The sequence below is a fragment of the Priestia sp. YIM B13552 genome, assembly GCF_042787775.1.
Taxonomy (GTDB): domain Bacteria; phylum Bacillota; class Bacilli; order Bacillales; family Bacillaceae_H; genus Priestia; species Priestia megaterium_E.
Genome location: NZ_JBHZOU010000004.1, coordinates 244,113 through 260,411, shown reverse-complemented (window position 1 = coordinate 260,411; position 16,299 = coordinate 244,113). Strand labels below are relative to the sequence as shown.

Sequence of the window (16,299 nt, the reverse complement as noted above, 5' to 3'; positions counted from 1 at the left end):
TTCGTATTATCTCTATCACCAATCAAGTGATTCCAAAAATGCATATACATCCTCGTGAAGCTGATCACGCTCTTTATCAAAGGTAATGGTATGACCAGATTCTTCGTACCATTTTATATCTTTTGTAGGAGACTCGACGCTATTATAAATAATATTGGCGCTGTCTGTATTAATCATATGATCATGACGACCTTGTACAACAAATGTCGGTGCATAAATCATATCAACTGAATTTCGCACTTCAGCGATTAATTCCTGTAAAGACTTTAATGTGTTCATTGGTGTTTGCTTGAACTCTTCCATTTCTTGTTCAATCTGTTCAGACGATTTACCTTCACGCTTTTTATATTCGCGTGCATACGCTAAAACACCTTCATACATGACTTCTTCACTCTTTATATACATAGGGGCGCACATAGGCACAATACCCTTTATAGGTACAGTGTAACCTAATTTCAGTGAAAATACGCCACCTAGTGAAAGACCTACAGCGGCAATACTTTCATGACCTTTGCTTTTCAAAAACTCATAGCCGTCCATGACATCTTTCCACCAATCTTTTGGACCAGTATGAACAAGTTCTTCAGGGGCTACGCCATGTCCTTTGTAATGAGGTGCGTGGCATGTGTATCCTTTTTTCTCTAAAAAACGACCTAACATACGAACATCAGCAGAATTTCCGGTAAAACCATGAAGTAATAAAACAGCTTTTTCGCCGCCTTCAAATGTAAATGGCTTTGGTTGTGCAATTTTCATATATCATTTAACTCCTTTTAGTTATAATATCTGCAGTCCTAATAGAAAAAAACATGTATTTATGTGACGGTCATCACATAACAAGAGATGTGGCCGTCCACTTTTACACTTTTATACTATATTTAGTACTTTTTTCTAAAGGTATATTATATCATTACTTAAAAATGAAATTAAAGTATTCAACACGCCCATTAAAAAACCACCTAATACATAAGTTGGTATACACCAAGTACATATGCATTAGGTGGCAGTCTATCCAGTAACATATTAAAGTTTGAAATAAGATACAGCAAGTGTTAACACAAAGAATAAGATAGATAACACTACTGTCAAACGGTGTAAAACTAAGTCAATTCCACGTGCTTTTTGTTTCCCAAATAACGTTTCAGCTCCACCGGAAATAGCTCCAGATAATCCAGTAGTTTTACTTGATTGTAAAACGACCACAACAATCAAAGCAATTGAAACAATCACTAGCAAAGTAATCAGCAATGTATGCACTAAGACACACCTCCTACACCAAGTAATAGTCAATCAGCGGGGTTTCTTCATCCCTTCTGATTGGCATTACCGGGGATAAAGTACGCGCACTACGCTAAGGTTAATTTATCATAAAAAACCCTCTCGTACAAGTAATGGCAGTGAAATACACCGGATTTTAACGTAAAAAAACGGATGACAATCGTCATCCGTTTTTTATACTTTCAACTTATTTTTTTAAGTTGTAGAAAGATTTAGCGCCATCGTATACAGCTAAAACACCTAGCTCGTCTTCGATGCGTAGTAATTGGTTGTATTTCGCAATACGATCTGTACGGCTCATAGAACCAGTTTTGATTTGACCAGCGTTTGTTGCAACAGCGATATCAGCGATTGTTGCATCTTCAGTTTCACCAGAACGGTGAGAAACTACTGCTGTGTAACCAGCACGTTTAGCCATTTCGATAGCTTCGAACGTTTCAGTTAATGTACCGATTTGGTTAACTTTGATAAGGATAGAGTTACCTACGCCTTGTTCGATACCTTGAGCAAGTTTTTTCGTGTTTGTTACGAATAGATCGTCACCAACAAGCTGTACTTTTCCGCCAATGCGCTCAGTTAATAGCTTGTGACCATCCCAGTCATTTTCGTCTAAACCGTCTTCGATTGAAACGATTGGGAATTCGTTAACTAACTGCTCGTAGAAATCTACCATTTCAGCAGAAGTTACGCCTGTACGGCCTTCGCCTGCTAAATCATATTTACCAGTTTCTTTGTTGAAGAACTCAGAAGAAGCTACGTCCATACCTAATTGGATGTCTTTACCAGCTTCGTAACCAGCTTTTGTGATTGCTTCTACGATTACTTCTAATGCTTCACGGTTAGAACCTAAGTTAGGAGCGAAACCACCTTCGTCACCTACAGCTGTGTTTAAACCTTTAGCAGATAAAACAGATTTTAACGCGTGGAATACTTCAGCACCCATACGGATTGCTTCTTTGAATGTAGGAGCTCCTACAGGTAAGATCATGAATTCTTGGAAGTCAACGTTGTTATCAGCATGAGAACCACCGTTGATGATGTTCATCATTGGAGTTGGTAATTGCTTAGCGTTGAATCCACCAAGGTAACGGTATAATGGAAGACCTACGAAATCAGCTGCTGCGTGAGCTACTGCCATAGATACACCAAGAATAGCGTTGGCACCTAATTTACCTTTGTTTTCCGTACCATCTAGCTCAATCATAAGGCGGTCGATACCGATTTGATCAGTTACGTCCATACCTACTAATTCAGGAGCGATAATTTCGTTTACGTTTTCTACTGCTTTTAATACACCTTTACCTAGGTAGCGAGATTTGTCACCATCGCGTAATTCTACTGCTTCGTATTCACCAGTAGAAGCACCACTTGGTACTAAAGCGCGTCCGAAAGCGCCTGATTCAGTATATACTTCAACTTCAACTGTTGGGTTACCGCGAGAATCTAATACTTCGCGTGCATAAATGTCAAGAATTGCTGGCATTTTAAAACTCTCCTTTATAATTAATTATTTAATTAATGTTTTACCTGTCATTTCTTTTGGCTGTGCTACATCTAGAAGAGTAAGCATCGTAGGAGCTAGATCTCCTAGAATACCGTCTTCACGAAGCTCTAAGCCTTGTTTGGTTACGATTACTGGAACAGGATTCGTTGTATGAGCCGTCATTGGATTACCTTCAAGCGTAATCACTTCATCAGCATTACCATGGTCTGCTGTGATGATTGCTGTACCGCCTTTAGCTAAAATTGCATCTACGATTTTGCCTAAGCACTCATCTACTGTTTCAATCGCTTTTACCGTTGGTTCTAACATACCTGAATGGCCAACCATATCGGGATTTGCAAAGTTTAATAAAATAGCGTCTTGCTTATCGCCTTCGATTTCTGCAAGCAACGCGTCCGTCACTTCATAAGCACTCATCTCAGGTTTCAAGTCATATGTTGCTACTTTTGGTGAATCGATTAAGATACGTGTTTCACCAGGAAACTCTGCTTCACGTCCACCGCTCATAAAGAACGTTACGTGAGGATATTTTTCTGTTTCGGCAATACGAAGCTGCTTTAAGTTATTTTGAGATAATACTTCACCAAGCGTGTTATCTAAGTTATTTGGCTTAAAGGCTACATATCCGTCAACTGTTTCGCTGAAGTGAGTTAAACATACAAAATGTAAGTTTTTCGGATGTTTTTCACCGCGATCAAATGAACGGAAATCTTCGTTTGCGAACGTATTTGAAATTTGAATTGCGCGATCTGGACGGAAGTTGTAGAAAATAACTGCATCTTCGTCTTGAATTGTCGCAACTGGCGATCCGTCTTCTTTTGTAATAACAGAAGGTAAAACGAATTCGTCATAGATTCCATTTTCATACGAATCTTTTACGCACTCTTCAGCGCTTGTATATGATGGACCTTCGCCGTACACCATTGCGCGGTATGATTTCTCTACACGCTCCCAGCGTTTGTCGCGGTCCATTGAGTAGTAACGTCCTGAAAGTGTTGCAATTTCACCAACGCCGTACTCTTCAATTTTTTCATTAAGTTCTTTTAAATACGTTTCAGCAGATTGAGGTGCTACGTCACGACCATCTAAGAAGCCATGAATGTAGACTTTTTCTAAGCCTTCACTCTTAGCTAGACGCAATAATGCATATAGATGTTCGATATGACTGTGTACACCGCCATCAGATAAAAGCCCGAAAAGATGAAGGTTTGTACCCTTTTCTTTTGCGTGCTTTACAGCTGCTAGAAGCGTTTCGTTTTGTTCAAACTCGCCTTCACGAATTGCTAAGTTTACACGAGTTAAGCTTTGGTACACAATTCGGCCTGCGCCGATGTTTAAGTGACCTACTTCAGAGTTACCCATTTGGCCTTCTGGTAAGCCTACAGCTTCTCCAGACGCCTGAAGTGTAGCATGAGGATACTCGTTCCAGAAACGGTCGAAGTTTGGTTTTTTTGCATGTGTTACCGCATTACCTTTATCTTCATCGCGTAATGCAAAACCATCTAAGATGATTAATGCTACTGGCTTTTTACTCATTACTTACCAGCCTCCAAAAGCTGTAAGAAAGAATCTGCTTCTAAGCTTGCTCCACCTACTAAAGCTCCGTCAATGTCTGATTGAGACATATATTCTTTGATATTAGCAGGTTTTACGCTACCGCCGTATTGAATACGTACAGCATCTGCAACATCTTGAGAGAATTGTTCTGCAACAACGCTACGGATGTATGCACAAACTTCGTTTGCACCTTCAGCAGTTGAAGATTTACCTGTACCGATTGCCCAGATTGGCTCATATGCGATAACCGTTTGTTTTACTTGCTCATCAGTTAGACCAGCTAATGCTTTTTGTACTTGATTAGCTACAACTGTTTTTGTTTGATCTTGTTCGTACTCTTCGTTTGTTTCACCGCAGCAAACGATTGGTGTTAAACCGTGTTTGAATGCAGCAATTGTTTTTTGGTTTACTGTTTCGTCCGTTTCAGCAAACATTTCACGACGCTCAGAGTGTCCTAAAATGACATAGTTCACACCTAAGTCTGCTAAAGCAACAGGGCTCACTTCTCCAGTGAACGCACCGTTTTCTTCAAAGTGCATGTTTTGTGCACCAATTTTTAAGTCTGTGCCTTTAGTCGCTTCTACTAAACGATCTAAAAATAGTGCAGGTGCACATACTACTGATTCTACGCTTTCAGGAGATGGTACTGCTCCTTTTACTTCTTCAACAAAGCTAGTTGCTTCAGAAAGTACTTTGTTCATTTTCCAGTTTCCTGCAATAATTGGTTTACGCATGTATAACACCGTCCTTTGTTTATTGTGGGTTTTCCCTTCACGCGTTAGATGTCCAAGAGGGTGCTGTTAAAAGTGATTCGGTCCCTTTTATCTCTTGGTCATCCATCTTCGCTGCTTGATAATTTTTTATATTATCAGTCGTCAGGTCGGTCCTCCGTCTTACTGAAACATAAACTTACTTATCGTTTAATGCAACTACGCCTGGAAGTTCTTTACCTTCCATAAACTCTAGTGACGCACCGCCACCTGTAGAAATATGGCTCATTTTATCAGCTAAGTTGAATTTTTCAACAGCTGCTGCAGAGTCTCCTCCGCCGATTACTGAATATGTGTCAGTTGCTTCTGCTAAAGCTTCTGCTACTGCTTTTGTTCCGTTAGCAAATGCATCTAATTCAAATACACCCATTGGTCCATTCCAAATAACTAACTTAGAGTTTTTGATTACGTCAGCATAGATTTCACGCGTTTTCGGTCCTGCGTCTAAGCCTTCCCAATCGCTTGGAATATCTTCAATTGATACAACTTGAATATTAGCATCATTTGAGAAGTCATCTGCTACTACCACGTCCACTGGCATGTAGAAGTTTACTCCGTTTTTCTTAGCTTTTTCCATGAAAGATTTTGCAAGTTCAATCTTGTCTTCTTCAAGAAGTGATTTACCTACTTCATGGCCTAGTGCCTTAATAAATGTGTAAGAAAGTCCTCCACCGATGATTAAGTTATCTACTTTATCAAGCAAGTGGTCAATTACACCGATTTTGTCTTTAACTTTTGCTCCACCAACGATTGCAGTAAATGGACGTTCTGGGTTTGATAATGCTTTTGAAAGCACATCAAGCTCTTTTTCCATTAAGAAACCTGCTACTGCTGGAATATGTTGTGCAATTCCTTCTGTTGAAGCATGCGCACGGTGAGCTGCACCGAATGCATCGTTTACGTACACGTCTGCTAATTCAGCAAATGCTTTTGCTAATTCAGGATCGTTTTTCTCTTCACCTGGGTAAAAACGTACGTTTTCAAGTACTAAAACATCGCCTTCGCTCATGCCGTCGATTGTTTTCTTTACTTCTTCACCAAAAGCTTCGTCAGCTTTTGCAACGTCTTTACCAAGAAGAGCTTGTAAACGTTCTGCAACAGCATTTAGACGTAACTCTTCAACAACTTCGCCTTTTGGACGTCCAAGATGGCTAGCTAAAATTACTTTTGCACCTTGTTCTACTAAATATTGAATAGTAGGGATAGCTGCACGAATACGAGTTTCGTCTGTTACTTTTCCGTCTTTCATTGGTACGTTAAAGTCTACGCGACAAAATACTCGCTTTCCTTTTACATCGATGTCTTTCAACGTTTTTTTGTTCATCGTTAAAAGGCCTCCTTAAGTATTTATGGTACTAAGCAAGTAGGCTTCTATGTAATCATCAATCCACAAACCACCGTAGATTTCATTTTATATATTGGCGCCTTTCTATATAAAGTGAAACTCCAGTTAGCTGCTTATGACGCTTTTTCATGTAGAAGCCAATACATAAATCAAGGAAGAGGGGGTATGCCCCTCTCTTCCTTAGCAAGTCTTATTATAGTCGTTCTATTTTCAGATATCCAATAAAAAAGGAAAGTCTAGTCGATTTCTGTCTTATTGAATAAAATAGAAGCGAATTTTAAGTTATTCTTATAGTCCTTTAGCAGCGATGTATTGAGCAAGGTCTACTACACGGTTAGAATATCCGCTCTCGTTATCGTACCAAGAGATAACTTTAACCATGTTACCTTCCATTACCATTGTAGATAATGCATCGATTGTAGAAGAGTTGATGTTACCATTGTAGTCACCAGATACTAGTGGCTCTTCGCTGTAACCAAGGATGCCTTTAAGATCGCCTTCAGCAGCTTCTTTAAGAGCGTTGTTTACATCTTCAACCGTTACTTCTTTGTCAAGTTCAGCAACTAAGTCTACTAAAGAAACGTTTGGAGTTGGAACACGCATAGCTCCACCGTTTAATTTACCTTTTAATTCAGGTAATACTAGAGATACAGCTTTAGCAGCACCAGTTGAAGTTGGGATGATGTTTTCAGCAGCTGCACGAGCACGACGGTAATCTTTGTGTGGTAAGTCTAAGATTTGTTGGTCGTTTGTGTAAGAGTGAACTGTTGTCATCATTCCGCGTTTAAGACCGAACTTGTCATTTAACACTTTAGCAAATGGCGCTAAGCAGTTAGTTGTACAAGAAGCGTTTGAAATTACGTTGTGGTTAGCCGCATCGTATTTGTCTTCGTTAACACCCATTACGATTGTGATATCTTCGTCAGATGCTGGAGCAGAGATGATTACTTTTTTAGCTCCTGCTTCTAAGTGTTTCGCAGCGTCAGCGCGTTTTGTGAAGAATCCAGTAGATTCAACAACGATTTCTACGCCTTGTTTGCCCCAAGATAATTGAGCTGGGTCACGTTCAGCAGAGATTTCGATTGTTTTACCGTTTACTACTAAGTTGCTACCATCTACTACTACTTCTGCATCTAATTTTCCGTGTACAGAATCATATTTTAAAAGGTGAGCAAGCATGTTAGCATCTGTTAAGTCGTTGATTGCTACTACTTCAACGTTATCATTTTTTAAAGCTGCGCGGAATACATTACGGCCGATACGACCAAATCCGTTAATACCAATTTTTACTGCCATGGGTATTTCCTCCTTGAATGTAAAAAGTATTTTTTATATGAGGGATTAATTAAAATCCCTTACTAACTCTTTTGCGGCGCCTTCATCTGTAATGAGAATCGAATCATGCGCTTGTTGCATAAACGCTTTAATTGCCTTTGCTTTTGATGAACCTCCTGCAACAGCAATAACACATTTATTGTTCTTTAAATCATCGAGTTGTATGCCAACTGTTTTAACTTTATGAACAACTTCGCCTTGATGATTAAAATAGTATCCAAATGCCTCACCTACAGCATGTCCATTTTTCACTTTTTCTAAGTCTGCTTGTGGTGTTTTACGGCGTTCTGCCATTGTCATAGCGTCTCCTATTCCGTGAACAACCATACCAGCGGACTTAATTAAATGAAGCATGTCTTTAATAGATGGTTCACCGATAATGGATCGGTATGCTTCATCACTAAGCTGATCTGGAACATGAAGCAAGCGATAGTGACTCATGGACTTTTCAGCCATCTTAGCACAAATCGTATTTGCTTGGTTTTGTACATTTTCACCTAGCCCTCCGCGAGCAGGTACAAAAAGTACATCAGGGTGTTTTAAATCAGGTGTCATCATTTCGGCAACGGCGGCAAGCGTCGTACCACCTGTAACAGCAACGGTATTTTTTTTACCAACAAGGCGCTCCTTGATACACGAAACAGATGCTCGACCCATTTCATTTTTGACCCAAGGAGACTGATCACTATCTCCAGATACAACAACAACTTCTGATAAAGAAAACGCCTCTTTTAATGTTGTTTCCAATAACCGAAGTCCTGAAACTTCCTTCATTACTTCTTCTAATTCAGCCAGAAGGAGCTCTCCCTCATTTGTAAGCGTCATTCCACTAGGGTAAATGTCAATCAAATCTTGTTCTTTTAAGAATGTTACTTCGCTTCGTAACACACGCTCTGTTAGCCCAAGGCTTACAGCTAAGTTTCTGCGGCCAATCGGCTGCATTAAACGTATGTATTGCAAGATTTGATAGCGCTTTTGCATAACTGAGAGAAGTTCAGGTAATAATTTTCGTTGTACTTCTATTAAAGAACGCATGTTAAAATCCCCTTAAGGCATAAACTCGCTGGACACATTTTGTCCCGTATAGACATATTATGTCCCACCTTGCGCAAAAAAAATTCACCCTGCTACAAAATCTATTCTAACAGGAGTGAATCCTTTATTCAACTCATGTGTTGCCTATTTTTAAAAGTAAGCGTTTTCTTAATGGAATACCTGTTATTTTTCCATATTCCACTTCTTCTCCGTCCATTTCTACTACAGGAATCGTAAGATGATATTTTTCCAGCCACTCATCGTTTTTATAAATATCTCGTTCAATAAGCTGAAAGGGAAACTCCGACTGCAGCTCTGCAAGCAGCTTCTTTGCATCATCGCATAAATGACAGCTATTTTTGGTATACAGTACGACTTCCACATTCCCACTCCTTTACTGCGTGACAAAAAGTTTTCGTTGACTGGATGGTAGAACGTTTAATTGATCTCGATATTTGGCTACCGTTCTTCTTGAAATAGTAACGTTATAATTGCTTTGCAAGACGTTAGCCAACTGCTGATCAGAAAGCGGACGCTGTTTGTTTTCTTCTGATACTAGCTTTTTAAGCAGTTCTTTTACGTGAGTTGTAGAAGTCGCTTCGTTGTTGCCCAGTTGAATACTAGTTGAGAAAAAAGATTTCATTGAAAAGGTGCCAAAAGGCGTTTGAATATATTTGTGCCGAGTAGCACGGCTAATCGTCGATTCATGCACGGAGGTTTGTTCCGCTACTTCCTTCATTGTTAAGGGTTTCAAATACGAAGGACCCTTTTTAAAAAATGCTTCTTGTTCAACAAGTAAGGTATTCATTAATGCGTTTAATGTATCTTTGCGTGTGTGTAAACTTTTCATAATCCATTGAAATTCACGATATTTCTCTTGTAAATAAGAAAACATTTCTTGGTTTTGCCTGTTTTTCAGCTGAAGTTTGTATTGTTCATTCACTGAAAGGCGTGGTTCCAAATCCTCATTTGCATAAGCAACGACATTTCCATCTTCAATTTTTACAATAAAATCCGGTACAATGAATCGTTCATTGGACTTCATATAAAATGATCCAGGACGAGGATTTAATTTTTTAATCTGTTCATGTAATTGTTGAAGAGCTTCAAGTGAGATTTGACATAACTTTGAGATTTTCATCCATTTTTTATACGCAAATTCCTCAAAATGATGTGTCAAAATTTGCTCTATTTTTTCTGTCCATTGATTACTTCTTTTTAATTGAAGCATTAAGCACTCTTGTAAACTTCTCGCCCCTACTCCTGCTGGGTCCATCTGCTGCACAAGCTGGAGGGCCTTTTCAACCTGCTCCTGATCTTGGCCAAGCTGGTTAGCAAGTATGATTAACTCATCGTGCAAATAGCCAGCATCATCCAGGCTATTAATAACAAATTCAACGGCTGCCTGCTCACATTCATCTAACTTTAATAATGCGGATTGATTCATTAAATGTTCGTACAGCGTTTCTTTAGGAGCTGGTATACTGCTCATATAATCTGTTGAATCAGAAGTTGCATGATTTTTTTGATTGTGAGATGTATAGACGGGCAGCTCTGAAAAATCTATAAGCGGATTTTGAAGCGCCTGCTCATGTAAAAACGCTACAATATCCATCGATGAATATTGTAAAAGAGAAATAGCTTGTGATAATTCTTTTGACATCGTCAGCTTTAACGACTGCTGCTGAAATAATCCAATCTCCATTATTTCTCCCCTCCCCTTCATCTATTTTACTATAAAAACGCTTTCAAAGAGCATGTAACTATTTTTTATATGTAATTTTTTCATCAAAAAATCTTCGTCAACCTTTGTTAACGAAGCGGTTCATCCTATTTTTAATTACTAACCATCAAAAAAGTAATAGAGCTATGCACCTTTATAACTTTTCATTATAATTCGCACCAACCACATGATCCGAGTAATAATCCGACATGACGTTTTCTTCGTCATGTCGAATTTTCTGCATGTGTATAATATATAGAAAAATTGCTTATTGAATGGTTTGTGCCATTTGCATAAACTTGTCCAAGTTTTCTTCGTCATTTTTCGTGAAGATGGTTAGCTTCATCGGTTTCTTTCCTTTAACCAGCACGGCGTTTACCGTATGATCGCCAGATGTGGCTTCATACCAAACAGAATCTTTGAAGATTCCGTTCTCTTCAAGATTCTTTTTCTCTGCTGCATTTTTATTAACTGCTGTTGCCGTTTGTTTAACAGATTGAGCAGCGTCATCCATCGATGCTTCTGATGAAAGCATTTCAATACGCATAAATTGAGAATCATCTGAAGTTAATACTAACGCATCTTTTCCTGGTTCTTCACCCGTTAGTTTATAGCCGTCCATTACTTGAATAGAATAATCTTGTTCTGGGCTTTTTGTTAGTTTTGTTTCTGAAGAAGACGTTGACTGTCCATCTTCCGCTGTTTCGCTAGTTGATGATTGACTTCCTGAAGGTTTGGCTGAGGCCTCGGAAGAATCCGCATCTTTTTTCGAATCTTCTTTTGCAGCGCCTGATGTTTGATCAGATTTAGAAGCCTTATCTTGCTGAACATTCTCTGCTTGATCATTAGACTTCGGCTGAGCAGAATCTTCGTTCGTCCCGCATGCAGACAGCAATAGTGCTACCGATGCACTGACAATGAAAAGTTTGTTCACATATTTCATATTTATTCCTCCTCGGTGTTTCTTTTCCTTATATACTGTTTTATAGTATTCTGACAAATTCTGCAACCGGTACAATGGAATTAATTTCTTGCTTCTTTGCGCGTATAAAGGGTTAGAGGAGAAAAATAAATATTATTTTTTGAGAATATGAGCCTTTTTGCTCAAAATAAAAAACGTTGCGTAATCCGCAACGTTTTAAGACGCCCTCGACAGGATTCGAACCCACCCTAAGAGAACCGGAATCTCTTGTGCTATCCACTACACTACGAGGGCATATTTGTCACAACTTCCATTATAGGAGAGAAAACTTCTCTTTTCAATAGAATACTACGTTTATTTTTTTTAGAAGGGGGAAAAATTTTAATAATGTCAAAGAGGAATACATAGTCTTTTAAGCGAATATGTGTAGTAGAGGTTCTTTTGTTTGACCTTTATTGACCATACGTGTATTATAGGTACATAACAAATTATTCTTGTTAAGGAGGAATTTAATATGAACTTAATTCCTACAGTTATTGAACAAACAAACCGTGGTGAACGTGCTTATGACATTTATTCACGTTTATTAAAAGACCGCATTATTATTTTAGGTAGTGCTATTGACGATAATGTAGCTAACTCAATCGTTTCTCAGCTTCTATTCTTAGCTGCTGAAGACCCAGAAAAAGATATCTCACTTTATATCAACAGTCCAGGTGGCTCTATTACAGCTGGAATGGCTATCTACGATACGATGCAATTTATTAAGCCAAAAGTTTCTACAATTTGCATCGGTATGGCTGCATCAATGGGCGCTTTCTTACTGGCTGCTGGTGAAAAGGGCAAACGTTTTGCTCTTCCAAACAGCGAAGTAATGATTCATCAACCTCTTGGTGGTGCTCAAGGACAAGCTACTGAAATCGAAATTGCGGCAAAACGTATTCTATTCTTACGCGAAAAACTAAATTCAATTTTAGCTGAGCGTACAGGTCAACCGTTAGAAGTGCTACAACGTGATACAGATCGTGATAATTTCATGACTGCTGAACGCGCTTTAGAATACGGTCTAATTGACAAAGTATTAGAAAACGACCCTAAATAAAAAAAAGCCTTTCCCGCAGCGGGAAAGGCTTTTTTATGCATCGTTCTCTACGTAAGCTACTAACGCATCCATTGCTTCTTTTTCATCTACCCCTTCAACAATGAGCGTAATGAGAGAACCATTATTAATCGCTAAGCTCATTAACCCCATGATACTCTTAGCGTTGACTACTTTCTCATCTTTCTTCAAGTACACATCAGATGTAAAACGAGTTGCTTCTTGCACAAACAGTGCCGCAACACGAGCTTGTAATCCCGTTTTTAATTTTACTTCTACTTGTTTTTCCATGATAAAATCCTCCCCCTTGCAATTCCCCTTATGTGACTGGCTGACCGGCGCGAAGCTTGTCTGCTATTTGGTCAATTTTACGCAACCGATGGTTAATGCCCGATTTGCTAATTTGACCTCCAGATACCATCTCACCAAGCTCCTTTAACGTAACGTCTTGGTATTCCACACGTAAACGAGCAATTTCTCTTAGCTTTTCTGGTAAGATGTCTAATCCAGCTGTTTCATCAATATAACGAATGTTTTCCACTTGACGAATAGCCGCTCCGATCGTTTTATTTAAGTTAGCTGTTTCACAATTAACTAAGCGATTAACGGAATTTCGCATATCTCGGACGATTCTTACATCCTCAAACCGTAAAAGAGCGTTATGGGCTCCAATGATATTTAGAAACTCCGTAATTTTTTCAGCTTCTTTTAAATAGTTAATATAGCCTTTTTTCCGTTCTAATGTTTTACTATTCAATTGAAATTCGTTCATTAAATTGCATAAAGCTTCGTTGTGCTCTTCATACAATGAAAAGATTTCAAGATGGTACGATGATGTCTCTGGGTTATTAATAGAACCGCCGGCTAAAAATGCGCCTCTTAAGTAGGATCGCTTACAGCATTTTTTTTGTACTAGCTCTGGTGAAATACGATGTGTAAACGTGAACCCTTCTTCTACAATTTTTAAGTCTTCCAAAAGCATTCTCGTTTTTTCTACTAATCGAACAATATACACATTGTTTTTCTTCAACCGCATTTTCTTACGCACAAGCAGTTCTACTGACACATCATAATTTTTCTTAAGCAGGACATAAATGCGCCGAGCAATCGCTGCGTTTTCTGTTTGAACATCAACCGTGAATTTTTTATTTGAAAAAGAAAGTGAACCATTCATTCGAATTAATGCAGAAAGCTCTGCTTTTGCACAGCAATCTTTGACTTCTAAATTCGTTAACTCTTTTTTTGTTTCTGATGCAAATGACATAACTTCACCTCCAATCTACATACGGAAATAGTGTTAAACACCCGTATTCGCTTTACCTTGCAGCGATGTCAGCATAGAATACACAAGCTTTGCTACTTTTTTTGTATCATGCCTAATTACGCTGCCGTCATACTGAATAATTTGATCTTCAATCACTTCTAACCCTAACTTTAGCAATACTTCACGATCATATTCTACAGGCTGAGCCTGCTCTACTTGATATTTCTTTTTCAAAGGTGCTGGAATAGGTGCATTATTGACGATAATCGCATCTAAAAATGCACACGGCATATGATTGTAAAGCGCTTTAATATGATCACTTGCCTTAAAGCCTAATGTCTCACCCGGCTGCGTCATCACGTTGCATACGTACACTTTCTTTGCTTTTGTCGAACAAAGCTCGTTACAAATATCCTGCACCAGTAAATTCGGCAAAATACTTGTATAAAGACTTCCGGGCCCCAACACAATTAAATCAGCGCGTCGAATCGCTTTTATTGTCTCGACAAGCGGTTTCACATCAGCGGGCGATAAAAATACTTTATTAATTTTTTTATTAACTTCTGGAATTTTAGATTCACCTGTTACGATGGATCCATCTTGCATCTCCGCATGCAGCACAACACTTTGATTAGCTGCTGGAAGTACTTTCCCTCTGACGTTTAGTACTTTGCTCATTTCTCGTATAGCATGCACAAAATCGCCAGTAATAGACGTCATAGCTGCAAGCAACAAATTGCCAAGAGAATGGCCTGTAAGCTCATTTCCTGTATCAAATCGATGCTGAAAAAGCTCTTCAACTAGTGGCTCTACATCAGATAAAGCAACTAGCACATTTCGAATATCACCAGGAGCAGGGATTTCAAGTTCATCGCGCAATCGGCCAGAACTTCCCCCGTCGTCTGCTACGGTTACAATGGCTGTAAGATCAAGAGGGTATTCCTTCAACCCTCTTAACAGCACTGGTAAACCCGTTCCTCCCCCAATGACGACAACTTTTGGAAGCTGTTCACTGCTCATCTATGATTTTCCTTTCTCCTCTCAATGTCACGATGAGAAATATGAGTTTTGTATTCATTCTGGAAATGGTGACCTAAATATTCAGCTAGTGTGACGGAGCGATGCTGTCCGCCTGTGCAGCCTATAGCAATGACCAGCTGGCTTTTACCTTCTCGCTTGTACTGTGGAAGCATAAACGAAAGTAAGTCTACTACTTTTTCAATGAACTTTTGAGTTTCCGTCCATTTTAATACGTAAGAAGAAACCTCTTCTTCAAGCCCCGTTTTAGGACGCATATGGTCAATGTAGTGAGGGTTTGGCAAAAAGCGCACATCAAAGACTAAATCAGCGTCAATAGGCACACCATATTTAAAACCAAACGACATCACATTAACAGTAAAAACCTGTGAAGCGTGCGACGAAAACTGAGTTAAAATTTTCTCTCTAAGCTCTCTTGGTTTTAACTCTGACGTCTCATAAATAAGCTGAGCTCTTCCCTTTAACTCCTCAAGAAGCTCACGTTCCATACCAATTCCTTCTAAAGGTAAACCCGAAGGAGCTAGCGGATGTGAACGTCTCGTTTCTTTATAGCGCGTCACCAATACAGAATCTTTTGCATCTAAAAATAAAATTTGTGGCGTGACCCACGTTGTTTCACTCATGTTATCTAATGCTTCAAACAAGCTTTCAAAAAACTCTCTGCCTCGCAAGTCCATAACAAGAGCAACTTTATTCATTTTATTCCCTGACTCTTTCATGAGTTCTAAAAATTTCGGTAGCAATGTAGGGGGTAAATTATCTACACAAAAGAACCCTAAATCTTCAAAACTCTGAATTGCTACTGTTTTTCCTGCACCTGACATTCCAGTAATAATCACTAATTGAATATCGCTTACAGACCCAGTACTCATTTTCCATCCCCCTCAATCTATGCATACATGTCTATTTATCATTAACAAGGATCAATTCGATAAGATAATAACTCGAAATCTGTTGTATACGTAAAGTTGCCATAAATAACACCCGACCCTTTTGCTACATAATCGATAATGTGATGATCTCCCGGTGCCATCGGCAATTCACTTACTTCACTCAAATTATGCCAACCGAGTTTGCCTTCTTCTGATTCTAGCACATTTGTCCCATCAAAATCTGTAGCAAAAAAAGTAAACATCATCCATTCAGATGAAATTTGATCGTTTTCTTTCATCGTAAAAGTAAAGATACCTTTTACAGTGGGATTTTTCAAATAAATTCCCGTTTCTTCACGAAATTCTCTTACAACAGAGTCTTTTACAGATTCTCCTTGCTCCATTTTCCCACCCGGGGCCACCCACCAGTTTCGTCGTGGCTTTTGAAGCAACAATACTTTATCATCTTTCATTAATACACAATTTGTGACCCTTTGCATGTTTTCCACCTCATCATATGTATACTGACATTTTCTTTTATTATACTACGAAACAAA

General features: G+C 38.9%; 17 protein-coding genes and 1 tRNA gene. 1 reads left to right on the top strand and 17 read right to left on the bottom strand.

The features are described from left to right. Window positions 1-15: 15 nt before the first annotated feature. The 12 genes from ACFX40_RS18340 to ACFX40_RS18285 form a co-directional block, all read right to left on the bottom strand. Complete coding sequence (locus ACFX40_RS18340; protein WP_013059696.1) at window positions 16-756, bottom strand: alpha/beta hydrolase; 741 nt, start codon at window positions 754-756, stop codon at window positions 16-18. A 267-nt stretch (window positions 757-1,023) separates the two neighbouring features. Next, complete coding sequence (gene secG / locus ACFX40_RS18335) at window positions 1,024-1,257, bottom strand: preprotein translocase subunit SecG (RefSeq protein ID WP_013059697.1); 234 nt, start codon at window positions 1,255-1,257, stop codon at window positions 1,024-1,026. A gap of 208 nt (window positions 1,258-1,465) precedes the next feature. Further along, complete coding sequence (gene eno / locus ACFX40_RS18330; RefSeq protein WP_013059698.1) at window positions 1,466-2,761, bottom strand: phosphopyruvate hydratase; 1,296 nt, start codon at window positions 2,759-2,761, stop codon at window positions 1,466-1,468. Window positions 2,762-2,785: 24 nt separating this feature from the next. Then, entirely contained in the window at window positions 2,786-4,318 is a 1,533-nt protein-coding gene (gene gpmI, locus ACFX40_RS18325; protein ID WP_028409643.1) for a 2,3-bisphosphoglycerate-independent phosphoglycerate mutase, read from the bottom strand. Beyond that, window positions 4,318-5,073 carry a triose-phosphate isomerase gene (gene tpiA, locus ACFX40_RS18320; RefSeq protein ID WP_013059700.1) on the bottom strand — a complete coding sequence of 252 codons (756 nt, stop codon included), beginning with the start codon at window positions 5,071-5,073 and terminating at the stop codon, window positions 4,318-4,320. The genes gpmI and tpiA overlap by 1 nt, the downstream gene beginning before the upstream one ends. Window positions 5,074-5,248: 175 nt before the next feature. Next, window positions 5,249-6,433: a phosphoglycerate kinase gene (locus tag ACFX40_RS18315; protein ID WP_013059701.1), complete on the bottom strand. Its 1,185-nt coding sequence runs from the start codon at window positions 6,431-6,433 to the stop codon at window positions 5,249-5,251. 309 nt (window positions 6,434-6,742) lie between these two features. Further along, window positions 6,743-7,750 carry a type I glyceraldehyde-3-phosphate dehydrogenase gene (gene gap / locus ACFX40_RS18310; RefSeq protein ID WP_013059702.1) on the bottom strand — a complete coding sequence of 336 codons (1,008 nt, stop codon included), beginning with the start codon at window positions 7,748-7,750 and terminating at the stop codon, window positions 6,743-6,745. A gap of 45 nt (window positions 7,751-7,795) precedes the next feature. Continuing rightward, a complete protein-coding gene (locus ACFX40_RS18305) occupies window positions 7,796-8,824 on the bottom strand; it encodes a sugar-binding transcriptional regulator (RefSeq protein ID WP_013085386.1) in 1,029 nt (342 codons plus the stop codon). A gap of 133 nt (window positions 8,825-8,957) precedes the next feature. After that, window positions 8,958-9,206 carry a glutaredoxin family protein gene (locus tag ACFX40_RS18300; RefSeq protein WP_060745836.1) on the bottom strand — a complete coding sequence of 83 codons (249 nt, stop codon included), beginning with the start codon at window positions 9,204-9,206 and terminating at the stop codon, window positions 8,958-8,960. A 12-nt stretch (window positions 9,207-9,218) separates the two neighbouring features. Continuing rightward, the gene (gene rpoN, locus ACFX40_RS18295; protein WP_028409645.1) at window positions 9,219-10,529 is read right to left on the bottom strand and encodes an RNA polymerase factor sigma-54; all 1,311 of its coding nucleotides are present in this window, start codon (window positions 10,527-10,529) and stop codon (window positions 9,219-9,221) included. Between the two features lie 286 nt (window positions 10,530-10,815). Continuing rightward, complete coding sequence (locus ACFX40_RS18290; RefSeq protein WP_028409646.1) at window positions 10,816-11,490, bottom strand: hypothetical protein; 675 nt, start codon at window positions 11,488-11,490, stop codon at window positions 10,816-10,818. Window positions 11,491-11,691: 201 nt separating this feature from the next. After that, a tRNA-Arg gene (locus tag ACFX40_RS18285) sits at window positions 11,692-11,763 on the bottom strand. Window positions 11,764-11,983: 220 nt separating this feature from the next. Here ACFX40_RS18285 and clpP point away from each other — a divergent pair. Beyond that, on the top strand, window positions 11,984-12,571 hold the full coding sequence (gene clpP, locus ACFX40_RS18280) for an ATP-dependent Clp endopeptidase proteolytic subunit ClpP (protein ID WP_013059707.1): 588 nt from the start codon (window positions 11,984-11,986) through the stop codon (window positions 12,569-12,571). 33 nt (window positions 12,572-12,604) lie between these two features. On the opposite strand, the gene ACFX40_RS18275 is transcribed toward clpP, so the two are convergent. The 5 genes from ACFX40_RS18275 to ACFX40_RS18255 are packed head-to-tail and all read right to left on the bottom strand — an operon-like array spanning window position 12,605 to window position 16,242. Next, window positions 12,605-12,859, bottom strand: a complete 255-nt coding sequence (locus ACFX40_RS18275; RefSeq protein WP_013059708.1) for an HPr family phosphocarrier protein — start codon at window positions 12,857-12,859, stop codon at window positions 12,605-12,607. 28 nt (window positions 12,860-12,887) lie between these two features. Next, complete coding sequence (gene whiA, locus ACFX40_RS18270; protein ID WP_013085390.1) at window positions 12,888-13,832, bottom strand: DNA-binding protein WhiA; 945 nt, start codon at window positions 13,830-13,832, stop codon at window positions 12,888-12,890. A gap of 33 nt (window positions 13,833-13,865) precedes the next feature. Next, a complete protein-coding gene (locus ACFX40_RS18265; RefSeq protein ID WP_013085391.1) occupies window positions 13,866-14,852 on the bottom strand; it encodes a gluconeogenesis factor YvcK family protein in 987 nt (328 codons plus the stop codon). Further along, window positions 14,849-15,742 carry an RNase adapter RapZ gene (gene rapZ, locus ACFX40_RS18260; protein WP_013059711.1) on the bottom strand — a complete coding sequence of 298 codons (894 nt, stop codon included), beginning with the start codon at window positions 15,740-15,742 and terminating at the stop codon, window positions 14,849-14,851. The genes ACFX40_RS18265 and rapZ overlap by 4 nt, the downstream gene beginning before the upstream one ends. A gap of 41 nt (window positions 15,743-15,783) precedes the next feature. Next, window positions 15,784-16,242, bottom strand: a complete 459-nt coding sequence (locus ACFX40_RS18255; protein WP_013059712.1) for an 8-oxo-dGTP diphosphatase — start codon at window positions 16,240-16,242, stop codon at window positions 15,784-15,786. Window positions 16,243-16,299: the final 57 nt, after the last annotated feature.

What these genes read in the sequence shown, in the direction of transcription:
- ACFX40_RS18340 (WP_013059696.1), bottom strand. Translation starts at nt 756, where the DNA reads ATGAAAATTGCACAACCAAAGCCATTTACATTTGAAGGCGGCGAAAAA.
- ACFX40_RS18265 (WP_013085391.1), bottom strand. Translation starts at nt 14,852, where the DNA reads ATGAGCAGTGAACAGCTTCCAAAAGTTGTCGTCATTGGGGGAGGAACG.
- gpmI (WP_028409643.1), bottom strand. Translation starts at nt 4,318, where the DNA reads ATGAGTAAAAAGCCAGTAGCATTAATCATCTTAGATGGTTTTGCATTA.
- rapZ (WP_013059711.1), bottom strand. Translation starts at nt 15,742, where the DNA reads ATGAGTACTGGGTCTGTAAGCGATATTCAATTAGTGATTATTACTGGA.
- gap (WP_013059702.1), bottom strand. Translation starts at nt 7,750, where the DNA reads ATGGCAGTAAAAATTGGTATTAACGGATTTGGTCGTATCGGCCGTAAT.
- rpoN (WP_028409645.1), bottom strand. Translation starts at nt 10,529, where the DNA reads ATGGAGATTGGATTATTTCAGCAGCAGTCGTTAAAGCTGACGATGTCA.
- ACFX40_RS18255 (WP_013059712.1), bottom strand. Translation starts at nt 16,242, where the DNA reads ATGCAAAGGGTCACAAATTGTGTATTAATGAAAGATGATAAAGTATTG.
- whiA (WP_013085390.1), bottom strand. Translation starts at nt 13,832, where the DNA reads ATGTCATTTGCATCAGAAACAAAAAAAGAGTTAACGAATTTAGAAGTC.
- clpP (WP_013059707.1), top strand. Translation starts at nt 11,984, where the DNA reads ATGAACTTAATTCCTACAGTTATTGAACAAACAAACCGTGGTGAACGT.
- ACFX40_RS18290 (WP_028409646.1), bottom strand. Translation starts at nt 11,490, where the DNA reads ATGAAATATGTGAACAAACTTTTCATTGTCAGTGCATCGGTAGCACTA.
- ACFX40_RS18305 (WP_013085386.1), bottom strand. Translation starts at nt 8,824, where the DNA reads ATGCGTTCTTTAATAGAAGTACAACGAAAATTATTACCTGAACTTCTC.
- ACFX40_RS18275 (WP_013059708.1), bottom strand. Translation starts at nt 12,859, where the DNA reads ATGGAAAAACAAGTAGAAGTAAAATTAAAAACGGGATTACAAGCTCGT.
- tpiA (WP_013059700.1), bottom strand. Translation starts at nt 5,073, where the DNA reads ATGCGTAAACCAATTATTGCAGGAAACTGGAAAATGAACAAAGTACTT.
- ACFX40_RS18315 (WP_013059701.1), bottom strand. Translation starts at nt 6,433, where the DNA reads ATGAACAAAAAAACGTTGAAAGACATCGATGTAAAAGGAAAGCGAGTA.
- eno (WP_013059698.1), bottom strand. Translation starts at nt 2,761, where the DNA reads ATGCCAGCAATTCTTGACATTTATGCACGCGAAGTATTAGATTCTCGC.